The organism is Gramella sp. AN32, assembly GCF_023718305.1.
Lineage (GTDB): Bacteria > Bacteroidota > Bacteroidia > Flavobacteriales > Flavobacteriaceae > Christiangramia > Christiangramia antarctica.
On the sequence record NZ_QEYO01000019.1, the window covers coordinates 1 to 16,231 of the forward strand.

A 16,231-nucleotide genomic window follows, 5' to 3' on the forward strand; every position below is an offset into this window, starting at 1 on the left:
CTTTTCCAAAACCTTTCCACAACAACCCAATGAACATCGCCTTACTCGCTTAGCGGGGGCAAATATAACACCCCCCTTCCCCTCCAACCAAATTATTCCTCCCCTTTTTTAATGTTTTTTTGAGGAATAAATTCAAGTGATTGATTCACAAACCAATCACCCGAAAATATTCTAAAAATATATCGTCAAGCCATCACACAAATGGTACTCTTTACCTATTATATAATGTATATCTTATTGTACAACCAAAATCAACCTCTTATCTTTGCGACTTCAATTAAATTCCAGTTATGATCAAGATTACCCTGCCCGATGGCAGTATTAAAGAATTTGAAAAAGGAACTACTCCCATGGAGGTAGCCAAAAGTATTAGTGAAGGGCTGGCGAGAAATGTAATTTCAGCTAAATTCAATGATTCCACAGTAGAAACCACCACCCCATTAAATGTTGATGGTAATCTTGTTCTCTTTACCTGGAATGATGACGAAGGCAAAAAAGCGTTCTGGCACTCTTCTTCACATGTGATGGCGCAGGCCATTCAGGAATTGTACCCGGGAGTGAAATTAACGATAGGACCTGCCATCGAACGTGGTTTTTATTATGATATAGATTTCGGCGAACAGAAAATTTCAGAAAATGACTTCAAACAAATTGAAGATAAGATACTGGAAATATCCCGCGGAAAACATAATTTTCAGTTACGAGAGGTTTCCAAGCAAGATGCTTTGGATTTTTATAAAAAAGAAAACAATGATTTTAAAGTTGAATTGATCGAAAACCTGAGGGATGGCGAAATTACATTTTGTGATCATTCAACTTTTACAGATTTATGTCGCGGGGGGCATATCCCCAATACCGGCATTATTAAAGCTGTGAAGCTTACCAGTGTTGCAGGTGCTTACTGGAGGGGTGATGAAAAAAATCCGCAGCTTACCAGGGTTTATGGAATTTCATTTCCGAAGCAAAAAGATTTAAAAGAATATCTCGAATTACTGGAAGAAGCAAAACGCAGGGACCATAGAAAACTAGGTAAGGAACTGGAATTATTCACTTTCTCTCAAAAGGTTGGCCAGGGTTTACCTTTATGGTTACCGAAAGGAGCTGCGTTAAGGGAGAGGCTTGAAAACTTTCTAAAAAAAGCACAAAAGCAGGCAGGTTATGAAATGGTGGTGAGCCCACATATCGCTTTGAAAGAACTTTATGTGACTTCAGGTCATTTTGCCAAATATGGCGAGGATAGCTTTCAGCCTATTAAAACTCCCAATGAAGGAGAAGAATTTATGCTGAAACCAATGAACTGCCCGCATCACTGTGAAATGTTCAATGCATCTTCATGGAGTTATCGCGATCTTCCGAAGCGGTTTGCTGAATTCGGAACAGTGTATAGATACGAGCAAAGTGGGGAATTACATGGATTGACCAGGGTTCGTGGATTTACACAGGATGATGCGCATATTTTCTGTACACCAGATCAATTGGATCAGGAATTTAAAAACGTAATCGATCTTACTTTATATGTATTCCAATCTTTAGGATTTGAAGATTTTATTACACAGGTTTCCCTAAGAGATCCGGATAATAAGGATAAATATATAGGATCTGATGATGTATGGGAGAAGGCTGAAAATGCAATTATTTCCGCAGCTGAAGAAAAGGGCCTGAATTATAAAGTTGAAACAGGTGAAGCCGCTTTTTACGGCCCCAAATTGGACTTTATGGTAAAGGATGCTTTAGGAAGACAATGGCAACTTGGAACCATACAGGTAGATTATAATTTACCCCAGCGATTTGAGCTTAGTTATAAAGGTAGTGACAATGAGTCACACACTCCTGTCATGATTCACCGTGCTCCTTTTGGAAGTATGGAGCGATTTGTAGCGATCCTGTTAGAACATACCGGAGGAAACTTTCCTTTGTGGCTAATGCCTGAACAGGCTATCATCTTATCGCTCAGTGAGAAATATGAAAAATACTCACAAAAAGTTTTAAGTTTGCTTGAAAAATACGAAATTCGCGCCCTTGTGGATCATCGCAACGAAACGATTGGCAAGAAAATAAGGGAGGCTGAAATGAACAAATACCCTTTTATGTTGATCGTTGGAGAGCAAGAGGCACAAGATGGTACGGTTTCTGTTCGTAGACACAGCGAAGGTGATCTGGGAACTATGCAGGTTGAAGAATTTGCTAATTTGATAAATACAGAAATCAACAGTACCTTAAAGCCTTTTAAAACAGAAGTTTAATTAAAATTATTAGTCATAGCAATAAGAAGAAAAAAACCGAATAGATTCGGCAGACAACAGGAAGACCAGCACCGAATCAATGAAAAGATTAAAGCGGACGAAGTACGTCTTGTTGGTGAGAATGTAGAAATGGATGTTTATCCAATCAAAGAAGCTCTGGCCATGGCAAAAGAACAGGAGCTTGATCTTGTGGAGATTTCTCCCAACGCAAAACCGCCGGTAGTTAAGGTAATGGATTATAAGAAGTTTCTTTACGAACAAAAGAAACGGGAAAAAGCCATGAAAGCCAAAGCCAGTAAGGTGGTTGTAAAGGAAATTCGGTTTGGCCCCAATACAGATGATCATGATTACGAATTCAAAAAACGTAATGCTGAGAAATTTTTAAAGGATGGTGCAAAACTTAAAGCTTTTGTATTCTTTAAAGGAAGATCTATTGTATTCAAGGATAAAGGTGAAATTTTGCTTTTAAGACTTGCTCAGGATCTTGAAGAATGTGGAAAAGTTGAGCAAATGCCTAAATTGGAGGGTAAACGTATGACCATGTTTTTATCCCCAACCAAGAAATCTAAATAAGGCCTTTCCTCTAATAAGGAGTAGGATCCATTATTACAGATACAAAGAGAATAAGAGAGTTAATTTATAAAAAAGGATAGTAATGCCTAAAATGAAAACAAAGTCCAGTGCTAAAAAGCGATTTAAGCTAACAGGTACTGGAAAGATTAAAAGAAAGCACGCTTACAAAAGTCATATCTTAACAAAGAAGTCTAAAAAACGTAAGTTAGCTTTAACTCACAGCACTTTAGTACATGAAGCTGATGTGAAGAATGTCAAACTTCAATTACGTTTAAAGTAATTTGAAGCACTTGAGGTTTTAACTAATTATTTAACCATGGAGTCGGGCCAATAAAAGAATTCAAATTAATTGGATCGCCTGCTACAAAAAAAAACAAATTTATGCCAAGATCAGTAAACAGCGTTGCGAAAAGAGCACGTAGAAAAAAAGTTTTAAAACAAGCAAAAGGATATTTTGGACGTCGTAAAAACGTTTGGACAGTTGCAAAAAATGCGGTTGATAAAGCTATGCTTTATGCATACAGAGACCGTAAAGCTAAAAAGCGTAACTTCCGCTCACTATGGATCGTACGTATTAATGCGGCAGCCAGAATGAATGGAATGTCTTACTCACAATTTATGGGAAAACTAAAAACCGGAGGAATTGGACTTAACAGAAAAGTTCTTGCAGATTTGGCGATGAATCACCCGGAAGCTTTTCAAGCTATTGTTGAAAAAGTAAAATAAATAATAATTACACTCTCTTATCAAAACCGGGTCTTTACAGATCCGGTTTTTTTATTTTTAATGATCAGATCTTTTAAAACGTGCAATTATTTGCCGTAAGACCTCATCAAACTTCTGAACCGGTTCAATAAGTGACGCATTCATAAGATTATTTCCATTAAAACCGACTGAGTCATCACTATATAAATAGGAAAGGATAAAACTATTCTGTTTTAAAGCATTAAAGGTTTTTGAGAACATTTCTGTTTTTCGAAAAGCTGCTCCATTTTTTTTACTCTTTTGGACGAAAATAAGATTATCATCTTTTCTTAATTCTAAAATAACATTTTCAATTTTTTCAAATTGTTTCGTTGATTGAAATTCTATTTTAACGGGAAATTCAGAATTTACCTGTTTCAAAATGTCCAAACATTTATCACTAGCATAAAACATTAAACTTGCTCCCGAATTACGACCGAGTTGCCAGATTCTGTTTATCAAAGAAGGAAAACCGGTTTCATTCTCCACGGTCTCCGGTAGGAAAACTAAATGTCTTTTAATGGTACTTAAAGGCTGAAATGATTTATACACAAAGGTGTTAGCTCTTATTTTACTGAGTACACCTTCAGTTAAATCCCCAAGAAAGGAATCAGATAATTTTTGCTTAACATGTAAGCCCAGAAAAACATCGGTAATTTGGTTTTCCCTGATTGCACCTAGTATTCCATTGGTGAAATTTGAATCATATCTTAGAATTTCATTCAGGTGATTATCGCTGGAAATTGCCACTTCAGAAGCATGACTTAATAGCCGCCTGGAGTACTTTTCCTCCTCTTCACCTGCCATTTTACTATTAAGCACACTAAGCCCGTAAAGATCTGTTGTGATGTTGGATTTGAGCAAAATTGCCAGATTCACTAATTCTTCAACATTATTGATATTTTTGAAAGCAATTAATATGCGCTCTACCAATTTGAAATTTTCTGTAGAAATAGAATTGCTTCCAGCGATGAGAATTGCTTTTGCACCTTTTGATGCTGAAAAAGTAGCTATCGTACAGGTTACGAGTATCATTAATATCGTCCCGTTAAGCACATTCTCATTTAACAATCTTACGGGTTCTCCATCTGAAGTTTCCCCAAGTATAATATTATAACCAATCAATACTGCAGCAAGGGTTGCCGCAGCTTGTGCGTTGCTCAAACCAAATATCACCTGTGCCTCAGATTTTGAGAAATTGAATGTTTTTTGCGTAAGTAGTGCTGCGATATATTTTGAAATGGTGGCCACAACGATCATAATACCCCCAACTTTAAGGGTATCAAAATCTTCAAAGAACAATTGATAATCAATGAGCATTCCTATTCCTATCAGGAAAAAAGGAATAAAAATAGCATTCCCCACAAATTCTACCCTATTCATTAAAATGGAACTTCTGGGAATTAATCCATTAAGGGAAAGTCCTGCCAGGAAAGCTCCAATTATTCCTTCAATGCCCGCAACTTCAGCCAGGAATGAGGCCAAAAAAACCATGACCAAAACAAAGATAAACTGAGCAACGTTATCCTCTAGCCTTTTAAAAAACCATCGTGCGATGACCGGGAAAATAAACAGTACGGTGAAACCAAAAAGCAGCACCTGCACCCCTAATCTTAGCCAAAACCCGGAATCTATTTCTCCCCTGGTCATTCCCACAATAACTGCCAACACCAGCAAGGCCAGCGTATCTGTTATGATCGTGCCGCCAACTGTAATAGTAACTGCAAGATTTCTAGTGATCCCTAATTTTCTAATTATGGGGTAGGCGATCAAGGTATGCGACGCGAACATACTTGCCAGTAATGTGGAAGTTATTAGGGAAAACTTCAAAATGTACAATCCCACCAAAACTCCAAAAATCATTGGAATCGTAAAAGTGTATAGACCAAAGACAATACTCTTCAATCTATTCTTTTTAAAGTCGCCCATATCAACCTCCAGGCCCGCCAGGAACATAATATACAATAGTCCTGCAGTACCCGATAGAATTATTCCACTGTCCCGTTGTAATAAATTTAAAGCATGCGGCCCAATGATAGCTCCGGCTAAGATAAGACCCAAAATGGATGGCACCTTTATACGATTAAACAGGATCGGAATAAAGAGGATAATTAAAAGAATGATAAGAAACTTTAAAACCGGATTTTCCAGCGGCAGCGTAAAATCAACATTCAGAAAGTATCCCATCATCGTGATAATTTTAAATCCCATTAGTTTGAAACTTCGCCAAAAGCTGTAATGACTAAACTTCTCGAACCTCCACGATTTCTGAATTCACACAAATAAATTCCCTGCCAGGTTCCTAAATTCAATTTCCCGTTTGTAATTGGGATGGAAACCGATGAACCACAGAGTACCGATTTAATATGTGCCGGCATATCATCTGAACCTTCTAAGGTGTGTTTATAGTAAGATTGATTTTCAGGTACCATTTTATTAAAATGACTTTCAAAATCATCCCTTACCGTAGGATCTGCATTTTCATTAAGTGCCAGCCCAGCCGATGTATGTTTGATGAATACCTGAAGGAAACCTGTCTTTAATTGGCTAAAATCGGGGAATTGAGAAGTAATTTCTCCAGTTACCAAGTGAAAGCCTCTATTTCTTGGTTTAAGCTGAATTTCCTTTTGAAAAATTTTCACAGCTTAGGTTTTTTGCTCTTTTTTCCTGGCAGCTGGGAATAATACATTATTCAGGATCAATCGATATCCGGGAGAATTCGGGTGCAATTCAAGTTCCGTTTTAGGATCGCCAACCCGGTGCGTATAATCTTCGGGATCATGACCGCCATAAAAAGTAAAAAAACCCTTGCCCTTAATACCGTGAATATAACGAGCTTCAGCATTTAGTTTACTTTCCCCCATAATTAAAGTCCCGGGTTTGATCAATTCCGGATCGTAACTTGTGGTTTGCCCCATAAATCCCTTGACCAGTCTTGTATGATTTTGAGTAAGCATGGTTGGCACCACATCCCATTTCGCGGAATAATCCATCAAAGTAAAATAATCACTTTCCTTATCGATATTCCTTTTCGAGGTCATATCTATATTTGAAAATTCATACACCATGGGATTTCTTTCCAGTTCAAAATTGGTAAAAGCAAAGGTGGCGTTGTAGTCAATTTTTGCCTGATAGCCGGGTTCACTTGGATCGCCATCGAACATAGGCTCAGCAATATCAACACCTTCAGCGGCAAGGGCAATATCAAAACTATCGGTAGCGCTGCACATGGCAAACATAAAACCTCCCCCAATTACATAATTTCGAATCTTGATGGCGACATCCAGCTTCTCTTCAGAAACTTTGCTATATCCCAATTTCGAAGCCAATGCTTCAGCATCTTTTTTATCCTGAATATACCAGGGATAGGTTCTAAAAGCCGCGTAAAATTTACCATACTGCCCGGTAAAATCTTCGTGATGCAAATGCAACCAGTCATAAAGTAATAAAGCATCATTCAACACTTCCTCATCGTAAATAGTAGTATAAGGAATTTCAGCATAGGTGAGCGCCATGGTTACGGCATCATCCCAGGGTTTATTTCCGCGAGGACTATAAACGGCAATTTTCGGGGCTTTTTCTAAGGCTACAGCTTCCATATTTTGCGAGGGACTGCTAATATCTTCCAATATCGAGAATGACATTTGATCGCTGATCACTTCAAAATCGACTCCGCGAATCTGACATTCCTTTTTTAAAGCTTCCACATCTGAAATTAAAAATGCGCCACCCCTGTAATTCAAAAGCCATTTCACTTCCAACTGGTTTTCCAATGCATAATAAACAATTCCGTATGCCTTAAGGTGGTTGCTCTGGCCTTCAGCATCCATTGGAATTAGAATATTGGAGGCAATAGATTTAAGTGGTAAGATAAAAACCAAAAAAAACAGCACAACCATTTTGGATTTGGATATGCTGCACGTAAATATCTTGAAATAAATTTCTCTTAAAAATATTGGATTAAAATGGGACATCGTTATCATCATCGTCGAGATCGTTGTTCAAAGAACTTCCAAAAGCCTGATCTGCCGATGGATTTGGTAAATTAAAATTACCAAAATCATTATCATCGCTGCGACTGTTCATGCTTGATGGAATTTCTGATGGAAAACTAAAGTCCTGTAAATTATCAAATTTACCGAGTTCTCCAATAAATTTTAACCTGATATTCTCTAAACCACCATTTCTGTGTTTCGCAACTATCAGTTCGGCTTGGCCTTGGGTGGGTGTCCTTTCTTCATCATCCCATTCTTCAATTTTATAATATTCAGGACGGTAGATAAAAGAAACAATATCGGCATCCTGCTCGATCGCTCCAGATTCCCTAAGGTCGGAAAGTAATGGCCTTTTACTTCCACCCCGGGTTTCAACAGCACGAGAAAGCTGGGAAAGTGCAATTACGGGCACTCCAAGTTCCTTGGCCAGGGCTTTAAGGTTACGAGAAATTGTGGAAATTTCCTGTTCACGATTCCCTCCTTTCTGACTTCCCCCGGCGGTCATTAATTGTAAATAATCAATAACGATCAAACGAATACCATGTTGAGATGCGAGTCGTCTTGCCTTTGCCCGAAGGTCAAAAATAGAAAGGGAAGGCGTATCATCAATAAAAAGTGGCGCTTTTTCAAGATCTTTTACTTTCACATTCAATTGTTCCCATTCGTGTTGTTCTAATTTTCCCGTTCTAAGCTTTTCTGAAGACAATCCGGTTTCAGAAGAAATTAAACGAGTGATCAACTGCACTGAAGACATCTCTAAAGAGAAAAAAGCCACCGGGATTCCCTGATCTACGGCAATATTTCTCGCCATGGAAAGGGTTAAGGCGGTTTTACCCATACCTGGACGCGCTGCCACAATAATTAAATCTGAAGGTTGCCAACCGGAAGTAAGGGCATCAACTTTCTCAAATCCTGAAGGGACTCCGCTAAGCCCTTCTTTATTCGAAATCTCCTGAATTTTTTTCTTCGCCTGAATCACTAAACTCTGCGCAGTTTCCGTAGATCGTTTAATATTTCCCTGAGTTACTTCATATAGCTTTGCTTCCGCGTTATCCAGAAGATCGAAAACATCCACACCTTCATCGTAAGCTTCCTCGATGATTTCATTTGAAATTCTTATAAGACTTCGCTGGATATACTTCTGAAGAATAATTCGCGCATGGAATTCAATATGGGCAGAACTGGAAACTTTTTGGGTTAACTGGATGAGCGTATAGTCCCCCCCTACTTTATCAAAATTCCCGTCTTTCTTTAATTGGTTAGAAACAGTTAATAAGTCAATCGCCTCAGAGCTATCGAACAGTTTTTTAATAGCGTCATAGATAAGGTTATGGGAGTTTTTATAAAACGCTTCAGGCTGCAAAATATCAATAATTTCATCCACACCTTTTTTATCAATCATCATTGCCCCAAGAACAACTTCTTCTAAATCAACTGCTTGTGGTGGAATTTTTCCTTTTTCCAGGCTAACGACATTGGATTTTCTGTAGGTCACGTTCTGAGGGGCTGTCATTTTTTCCATAGTTACGAAAGTAAAAAAATTGTTAAGACATTCTTAAGAAAACGAGTGCTAGTTCATCCACAGGTAATGAACAATCGCATTGTTAACAAGTTCATTTCTCTGTTAATAAACAAAAAAAAACCGAGATTATTTTCCCGGAATTTCGCTCAACTTGTATAGCTATTGGAATTAACTTTTAAACACTCCCATGTCTAAATATTTATTCATCCTTTTTTCTACACGTTCTGATGCTGATAAGTTTTTAAGTTCTTCGAAGGCTTGTGTAATTGCCTTTTTTACTGTATCAAAAGTCTCATTCCGGTTACTATGCGCGCCTCCAACGGGTTCTTTAATGATTTCATCAATCAATTTTTGTTTCTTCATATCTGGTGCGGTAAGCTTTAATGCTTCCGCAGCAATTTCTTTATACTCCCAGCTTCTCCAAAGAATAGAAGAGCAGCTTTCCGGGGATATTACAGAATACCAGGTATTTTCCAACATCATTACTTTATCCCCCACACCTATACCTAAAGCTCCACCGCTTGCGCCTTCTCCAATAATGACCACGATAATCGGCACTTTTAAGCGGGTCATTTCCATAATGTTTCTAGCAATCGCCTCACCCTGCCCTCGTTCTTCAGCTTCAAGGCCTGGATAAGCCCCGGGAGTGTCTACAAGACATACTACAGGAATATTAAATTTTTCAGCAGATTTCATTAGGCGCAAAGCCTTACGGTAACCTTCTGGATTTGCCATTCCAAAATTTCGGAATTGACGGGTTTTGGTATTATAACCTTTTTGCTGACCAACAAACATAAAACTCTGGTCATCGATCTTTCCCAAACCTCCAATCATCGCCTTATCATCCTTTACATTCCTGTCCCCGTGAAGCTCAAGAAAAGTATCGCCACATAAAGCATTTATGTAATCTAACGTATATGGCCTGTTGGGATGCCTTGAAATTTGAACCCGTTGCCACGGAGTTAAATTTTGGTAAATCTCTTTCTTTTTTGCAATAAGCTTCTTTTCGATTTGCTTACAGGTTGCGGTAACATCTACGTCACTTTCCTCTCCAATATTGCAGGCTTTGGTAAATTGATCTTCAAGTTCTTTTATGGGTTGTTCAAAATCTAAATACTCCATACAGGTTTTACATATTTAATAGCTTACAAATATAAGAACTTAAATAGGATGAGTTCGGTTGAGGATTTTAATTTTTAGGAAAGCAGAAAATTTTATCTTTTCGCCCTGATAAGCAGCACAACAGCCAAGACTCCAAAAACTATATTGGGAAACCAAACCGCGATTAAGGGTGAGAATGTAGATTGCTCGGCCATGGTTCCAAAGACTTTATCGAAGAAGATAAATATGAACGCCAGGGTAATCCCTACCGCAAGATTTAGCCCCATTCCACCCCTTCTCTTGAACGATGCAACGGCTACGGCAATAATGGTAAGGATAAATGCTGAAATTGGTATACTGAAACGTTTATATGCAACCACTAAATATCTATTAATATTACCACTTCCCCTTCTCTTCTCTTTCTCTATAAATTCATTGAGATCTGTAAAGTTCAAGGTTTCCGCGATATAAGATTCCGGGGTCAATTCATCAAATTCGAAAGGTAAAATAGTATCTAGTTTTTGAACAGATGGGATGTCGTCATTATCCGCGCCTACTATCCTCTTATCCACCCTGGTCAAAGTATATGTAGAATCCTGCTCATTAAACTTCAACGTGGATGCACTAATCTTAAACTTCAATTGATTTCCCTCGAAATGCTCTAGGGTAAAATTCCTGGCGGTTTTGGATTTGGGCTGAAAATGACTGGCATAAATGTATTCGTTATCATTGATCTGCCTGTAAACATCATTGGTTTCCTGTACCTCCTGACCTTTCTTTAAATACTGATATTTAAACTCATTAAAACCACGACTCGCGCTTGGCGCCAAATACATGGCTAAAATCAAGGCCAGGACACAAACAATACTCGCGCCTATCAAATAAGGCCTTAAAAACCTGTAAAATGATACGCCACTACTTAAAATAGCGATGATCTCGGTATTCATGGCCAGTTTGGAAGTAAACCAAATAACTGATAGAAAAAGGAAAATAGGAAATAAGAGATTGGCGAAATAAATGGTAAAATCGAGGTAATAATTCGCAACCTCTATAAATGGAACCTGATTTTCTAATATCTTATCGATCTTCTCGGCCAAATTCACGGTAATTCCAATAGGAATAAACAGGAGGAGCATCATGAAAAAAGTGCCCAGGTATCGTTTAAGTATGTACCAGTCTAATATTTTCAATTTCCGAAATTATAATCGCTTATCCATTTGTTTGACCATCTTGCTTTTCCAGTCGGCAAAATCCCCGGCTAAGATATGTTTTCTGGCTTCCCTTACCAACCAGAGATAAAATCCAAGGTTATGGATGGTTGCAATTTGCCTGCCAAGCATTTCGTTCACCGTGAACAAATGTCGAACATAGGCCTTGGAATATTCAGAATCCACAAAGGTGAGACCAGCTTCATCAATCGGGGAAAAATCATCCTCCCATTTCTTGTTTTTAATATTGATGGTGCCATGAGAAGTAAACAACATCCCATTTCTACCGTTTCTTGTCGGCATCACACAATCGAACATATCAATTCCCAGGGCGATATTTTCCAAAATATTGATGGGAGTTCCCACGCCCATTAGATAACGTGGCTTCTCCTTGGGAAGTATTGCCGTAACCACTTCAGTCATGGCATACATTTCTTCCGCAGGTTCCCCAACAGAAAGTCCACCAATCGCATTCCCTTCAGCTCCGGCGTTCGCAATATATTCTGCAGATTGTTTCCGCAGATCTTTGTAAGTGCTCCCCTGAACTATTGGAAATAAGGTTTGCTCATAACCATACAAAGCAGGGGTTTTTTCAAAATGACTAATGCACCGGTCCAGCCAACGGTGCGTCATGTGCATGGAACGTTTAGCGTATTTATAGTCACAGGGATAAGGCGTGCATTCGTCGAATGCCATGATGATATCTGCCCCGATGTCCCGCTGAATTTCCATAACATTTTCAGGAGTAAAAGTATGATACGAGCCATCTATATGGGATTTGAACTTTACACCCTCTTCTTTTATCTTTCTACGGTCTGAAAGTGAATACACCTGATAACCACCACTATCTGTAAGAATATTACGGTCCCAATTCATAAATTTATGAAGGCCGCCGGCTTTTTTTAAAATTTCGGTTTGGGGCCTTAAATACAGATGATAGGTATTTCCTAAAATAATATCAGGATTTATATCTTCCTTTAGTTCTCTTTGGTGAACACCTTTTACCGAAGCTACGGTCCCCACAGGCATAAAAATAGGTGTTTCTATGGTTCCGTGATCTGTAGTAATACTTCCTGCTCTGGCACTGCTACCGGGATCGGTAGCTAAAAGTTCAAATTTCATATCTCTTTTAAATCGGCGCAAAGATACAGAAGTATATTTCAAATGATGAATTAGATCTTAGTTGATATTGTTAGTTAAAACCACGAAAAAGTTAATAACTGCAAGGCTCTGCTTTTGAGAAACCTTTTGAAAAAAGTATTTTTGTGCAAAACAATAAAATCAAAATGGCAAACATTGAAGAATTAAAAGATTTCGCCACCCAGGTTCGCCGGGATATTTTAAGGCAGGTCCATAAGGTTAATTCCGGGCATCCCGGGGGATCTCTAGGCTGTACAGAATTTTTTACAGCACTGTATAAAGAGATCATGGATCATAATCCTGAATTTAATATGGATGGTGAAAATGAAGATATTTTCTTCCTTTCTAATGGACATATTTCTCCGGTTTTCTACAGTGTACTGGCCAGAACTGGTTATTTCCCCGTAGAGGAATTAAGCACATTTCGACTTATTAATTCACGTTTACAGGGACATCCAACTACCCATGAAGGGCTTCCCGGAATTCGTGTGGCTTCAGGATCATTAGGCCAGGGAATGAGTGTCGCCTTAGGTGCCGCCCAGGCAAAAAAACTGAATGGCGATTCCAAACTTGTTTACACACTTCATGGTGATGGCGAATTACAGGAAGGCCAGAATTGGGAAGCGATCATGTATGCTGCAGGAAATAATGTAGATAATATCATCTCCACCATAGATCTTAATGGGCAGCAGATTGACGGGAGTACGGAAACTGTTCTCCCGCTGGGAAATTTAAGGGCCAAATTTGAAGCTTTTGGATGGGAAGTGATGGAAGTTGAAGAAGGAAATGATCTGCAAAAGGTTATAGACGGATTGAAACATGCCAAAACACTTACCGGCAAAGGAAAACCTGTAGTGATACTTTTGCATACCATTATGGGCCACGGGGTAGATTTTATGATGCATACGCACGCATGGCATGGTAAAGCTCCAAATGATGAACAATTGGAAACCGCACTTTCACAAAATCCCGAAACTCTGGGTGATTACTAAAACCGAAATTATATTATGAAAAAATATACAGATACAGGTAAAAAAGATACACGTTCAGGTTTTGGCGACGGATTAACTGAATTGGGACGAAGCAATCCTAATGTGGTCGCTTTATGTGCAGATTTAATTGGCTCCCTAAAAATGCAGGATTTTATAGATGAGAATCCTGAACGATTTTTCCAGGTGGGTATTGCTGAAGCCAATATGATTGGTATGTCTGCCGGGTTAACGATTGGAGGTAAAATTCCATTTGCGGGAACTTTCGCAAATTTCGCAACAGGAAGGGTTTATGACCAAATTCGTCAAAGTGTTGCGTATTCAAATAAAAATGTGAAAATATGTGCTTCCCATTCCGGGGTGACTTTAGGAGAAGATGGCGCCACCCATCAAATTCTTGAAGATATCGGTTTGATGAAGATGTTGCCGGGAATGACCGTGATCAATACGTGTGATTACAACCAAACCAAAGCAGCGACCATTGCTATCGCTGAGCATGAAGGCCCCGTTTACTTACGATTCGGGAGGCCTAAAGTGGCTAATTTCACTGCGGAAGATCAAAAATTCGAAATTGGTAAGGCGGTACAATTATACGAGGGAACAGATGTGACCATTATCGCAACCGGCCATTTGGTTTGGGAGGCGATCCAGGCAGCAGTTCAGTTGAATGATGAAGGAATTAGCGCTGAAGTAATAAACATCCATACCATCAAACCCCTGGACGAAAAGGCGATTATAGATTCAGTAAAAAAGACCGGTTGTGTGGTAACCTGTGAAGAACATAATTATTTAGGCGGTTTAGGTGAAAGTGTTGCGCGGACTTTATCACTGAGCCATCCTGCGCCACAGGAGTTTGTTGCCACTCAGGATACTTTTGGAGAAAGCGGCACTCCGGAGCAGCTTATGGAGAAATACGGTTTAAATGCTGATGCCATTATAAAAGCTGCTAAAAAAGTGGTCAAAAGAAAATAGTTTTTAAAAAATAATACTTTCCCAACCCTCTCAATACCAATATTTGAGAGGGTTTTTCAATTTTCCTCAGAATATTTGGCACGTTAGCTGCGTTATAGTTTTCTCAACTTAAACGAACATTATGAAAAAAATTCTAATTATTACGATGTTTTTCACAGCCATCGGGATGACGGCTCAGGAAACAAAATTCGGTCTTAAAGGCGGGCTCAATTATGGAGCTACCGGTGATTATGAAACATTTAGCGATGCTTCAGGCGATTTTTTAAGTTCTTTCAGCGGAAAAGAAAAAGCAGGTTACCATGCCGGTCTTTTCGCTCAGTTCCAGGTTTTGGGAATTTTTCTTCAGCCGGAATTGGTTTATACTAAATTAAATACTGAATATTCAGATTTTGAATATTCACTTCAGAAATTAGATGCGCCAATCTTATTAGGGATTAATGTTTTGGGACCTTTAAATATTAAGGCCGGGCCTTCTTTTCAATATATTCTAAAAAATGAACTGGAGAAGTCTAATTTAAGTATTGGCGAAGTTGAAAATGATATTAGTGTAGGTTACCAGTTAGGTGCGGGTTTAAATCTAGGCAAACTGGGATTTGACGTTCGATATGAAGGCGCCTTTACAGAAAACACTGCCTTTGGCTTGAATGAAATTGCTCAGGAAAGGTTCTCTGTAGATTCGAGACCCTCACAATGGATATTTAGTGTTGCCTATGATTTCTAAGATAGTAGAATTTAAGCATAAAAAAGCCGCGAATTTCGCGGCTTTTTTTCTTCCTTATCCTTTAAAAACATCGGGGTCCAGATAGTCCGGAATACCATCGGAATTGGAATCAATAAAATTGATCGTTCCATCTGCATTTATTTCAATTTCATCACGGGTTAAAGTTCCATCACCATCATCATCACTATCTGAGTGATTGCTTAAACCATCTCCGTCGGTATCATCATCGAAAACATCTCCGTCGCCATTAATATCTTCCAAATACGAAGGGATGCCGTCGCGATCATGATCGGCCTCATTGACCCTATATAAACTAACGGAAAAAATAATAGGTGAATATGCCGGAATATTGGTTCTGGTTGCTGAAAAATACCCCAATCCTGAAGGCATGAATATAGCGCCAACACCAAAATCATTATTCCATTTTATGGTATTATCAGGGAGAACTTCAAAGCCTGTTCCGGCGTTGAATTCTTCCAAACCTTCGGAAAAACCTTTAATAACCGTTCCTGTCAGGCCTACGGTTCCATTCTGATTATAAGCCTGGTAACCTGAAAGATTGAACCAGATAGGCGTTTGGGTATTACTATCAAAAGTTACATCTTTCAACGTAACTCCTTCATAACCTACAAAAACCGAATCTGTATATTTTGGTGAAGGCCCGTCACCTTCACTAACTTTTAAAACATATAATTGCTGATCTACCCCCTCATAATTAACGGTTTTCGTTATAAGATCTTCTGAATCGATAATGGGCGTTTTATCTGAATTGTCCCCAGCAATCGTATCAAATCTTACCAGGTAATCAAAATCCTCTGCAGGACTGGCAAATTCTTCATAATTATAAAAATGTGTGGAAAGGTAAGCGATCAAAGCCTGATCATCTTCGATGGCCTGTTCCCCTCTATCTCGAGGAGGAATAATTTCTACTCCGGCATCATCATCCTTATTACATGAAAAAACAAGCATCGCCAAAAGGAAAATGCTCAATATTTTGTTTAATCTCATTAGAAATTTATTTTG

Annotated in this window: 15 protein-coding genes; 7 read left to right on the forward strand and 8 right to left on the reverse strand. The window is 38.7% G+C overall.

Going from position 1 to position 16,231, the window contains the following annotated elements:
- The first annotated feature begins 290 nt into the window (after positions 1-290).
- The 4 genes from thrS to rplT all read left to right on the forward strand — a co-directional run bounded on the left by thrS (position 291) and on the right by rplT (position 3,542).
- A complete protein-coding gene (gene thrS, locus DHD80_RS16480; protein WP_251742562.1) occupies positions 291-2,243 on the forward strand; it encodes a threonine--tRNA ligase in 1,953 nt (650 codons plus the stop codon).
- A gap of 21 nt (positions 2,244-2,264) precedes the next feature.
- Complete coding sequence (infC, locus tag DHD80_RS16485) at positions 2,265-2,816, forward strand: translation initiation factor IF-3 (RefSeq protein WP_347709979.1); 552 nt, start codon at positions 2,265-2,267, stop codon at positions 2,814-2,816.
- An 82-nt stretch (positions 2,817-2,898) separates the two neighbouring features.
- Positions 2,899-3,096, forward strand: coding sequence for a 50S ribosomal protein L35 (gene rpmI, locus DHD80_RS16490; RefSeq protein WP_251742563.1), 198 nt, complete (start codon positions 2,899-2,901; stop codon positions 3,094-3,096).
- A 101-nt stretch (positions 3,097-3,197) separates the two neighbouring features.
- Complete coding sequence (gene rplT, locus DHD80_RS16495; protein WP_251742564.1) at positions 3,198-3,542, forward strand: 50S ribosomal protein L20; 345 nt, start codon at positions 3,198-3,200, stop codon at positions 3,540-3,542.
- Positions 3,543-3,599: 57 nt separating this feature from the next.
- On the opposite strand, the gene DHD80_RS16500 is transcribed toward rplT, so the two are convergent.
- From DHD80_RS16500 to tgt, 7 genes are all read right to left on the reverse strand, one after another.
- Entirely contained in the window at positions 3,600-5,771 is a 2,172-nt protein-coding gene (locus tag DHD80_RS16500) for a cation:proton antiporter (protein WP_251742565.1), read from the reverse strand.
- A complete protein-coding gene (locus tag DHD80_RS16505) occupies positions 5,771-6,202 on the reverse strand; it encodes a secondary thiamine-phosphate synthase enzyme YjbQ (protein WP_251742566.1) in 432 nt (143 codons plus the stop codon). Before DHD80_RS16505 ends, DHD80_RS16500 begins: the two co-directional genes overlap by 1 nt.
- A gap of 3 nt (positions 6,203-6,205) precedes the next feature.
- Positions 6,206-7,459 (reverse strand): asparagine synthetase B, encoded by a 1,254-nt coding sequence (locus tag DHD80_RS16510; protein ID WP_251742567.1) that lies wholly within the window; start codon positions 7,457-7,459, stop codon positions 6,206-6,208.
- A gap of 61 nt (positions 7,460-7,520) precedes the next feature.
- Positions 7,521-9,077 carry a replicative DNA helicase gene (gene dnaB, locus DHD80_RS16515; RefSeq protein WP_251742568.1) on the reverse strand — a complete coding sequence of 519 codons (1,557 nt, stop codon included), beginning with the start codon at positions 9,075-9,077 and terminating at the stop codon, positions 7,521-7,523.
- A gap of 168 nt (positions 9,078-9,245) precedes the next feature.
- Positions 9,246-10,199 (reverse strand): acetyl-CoA carboxylase carboxyltransferase subunit alpha, encoded by a 954-nt coding sequence (locus DHD80_RS16520; protein ID WP_251742569.1) that lies wholly within the window; start codon positions 10,197-10,199, stop codon positions 9,246-9,248.
- Positions 10,200-10,291: 92 nt separating this feature from the next.
- The gene (locus tag DHD80_RS16525; RefSeq protein WP_251742570.1) at positions 10,292-11,368 is read right to left on the reverse strand and encodes an LptF/LptG family permease; all 1,077 of its coding nucleotides are present in this window, start codon (positions 11,366-11,368) and stop codon (positions 10,292-10,294) included.
- Positions 11,369-11,377: 9 nt separating this feature from the next.
- Positions 11,378-12,508: a tRNA guanosine(34) transglycosylase Tgt gene (gene tgt / locus DHD80_RS16530; protein WP_251742571.1), complete on the reverse strand. Its 1,131-nt coding sequence runs from the start codon at positions 12,506-12,508 to the stop codon at positions 11,378-11,380.
- 143 nt (positions 12,509-12,651) lie between these two features.
- On the opposite strand from tgt, the gene DHD80_RS16535 reads away from it, so the two are divergent.
- From DHD80_RS16535 to DHD80_RS16545, 3 genes are all read left to right on the forward strand, one after another.
- Positions 12,652-13,518 carry a transketolase gene (locus DHD80_RS16535; protein WP_347709978.1) on the forward strand — a complete coding sequence of 289 codons (867 nt, stop codon included), beginning with the start codon at positions 12,652-12,654 and terminating at the stop codon, positions 13,516-13,518.
- Positions 13,519-13,533: 15 nt separating this feature from the next.
- On the forward strand, positions 13,534-14,487 hold the full coding sequence (locus tag DHD80_RS16540) for a transketolase C-terminal domain-containing protein (RefSeq protein ID WP_251742573.1): 954 nt from the start codon (positions 13,534-13,536) through the stop codon (positions 14,485-14,487).
- A 121-nt stretch (positions 14,488-14,608) separates the two neighbouring features.
- Positions 14,609-15,208: a PorT family protein gene (locus tag DHD80_RS16545; protein WP_251742574.1), complete on the forward strand. Its 600-nt coding sequence runs from the start codon at positions 14,609-14,611 to the stop codon at positions 15,206-15,208.
- 54 nt (positions 15,209-15,262) lie between these two features.
- On the opposite strand, the gene DHD80_RS16550 is transcribed toward DHD80_RS16545, so the two are convergent.
- Positions 15,263-16,216 (reverse strand): FKBP-type peptidyl-prolyl cis-trans isomerase, encoded by a 954-nt coding sequence (locus DHD80_RS16550; RefSeq protein ID WP_251742575.1) that lies wholly within the window; start codon positions 16,214-16,216, stop codon positions 15,263-15,265.
- Positions 16,217-16,231: the final 15 nt, after the last annotated feature.

Coding starts and splice junctions, on each gene's coding strand:
- rplT (WP_251742564.1), top strand. CDS start 3,198: ATGCCAAGATCAGTAAACAGCGTTGCGAAAAGAGCACGTAGAAAAAAA.
- DHD80_RS16550 (WP_251742575.1), bottom strand. CDS start 16,216: ATGAGATTAAACAAAATATTGAGCATTTTCCTTTTGGCGATGCTTGTT.
- DHD80_RS16540 (WP_251742573.1), top strand. CDS start 13,534: ATGAAAAAATATACAGATACAGGTAAAAAAGATACACGTTCAGGTTTT.
- rpmI (WP_251742563.1), top strand. CDS start 2,899: ATGCCTAAAATGAAAACAAAGTCCAGTGCTAAAAAGCGATTTAAGCTA.
- thrS (WP_251742562.1), top strand. CDS start 291: ATGATCAAGATTACCCTGCCCGATGGCAGTATTAAAGAATTTGAAAAA.
- DHD80_RS16500 (WP_251742565.1), bottom strand. CDS start 5,771: ATGGGATTTAAAATTATCACGATGATGGGATACTTTCTGAATGTTGAT.
- dnaB (WP_251742568.1), bottom strand. CDS start 9,077: ATGGAAAAAATGACAGCCCCTCAGAACGTGACCTACAGAAAATCCAAT.
- DHD80_RS16545 (WP_251742574.1), top strand. CDS start 14,609: ATGAAAAAAATTCTAATTATTACGATGTTTTTCACAGCCATCGGGATG.
- DHD80_RS16520 (WP_251742569.1), bottom strand. CDS start 10,199: ATGGAGTATTTAGATTTTGAACAACCCATAAAAGAACTTGAAGATCAA.
- DHD80_RS16510 (WP_251742567.1), bottom strand. CDS start 7,459: ATGGTTGTGCTGTTTTTTTTGGTTTTTATCTTACCACTTAAATCTATT.
- tgt (WP_251742571.1), bottom strand. CDS start 12,508: ATGAAATTTGAACTTTTAGCTACCGATCCCGGTAGCAGTGCCAGAGCA.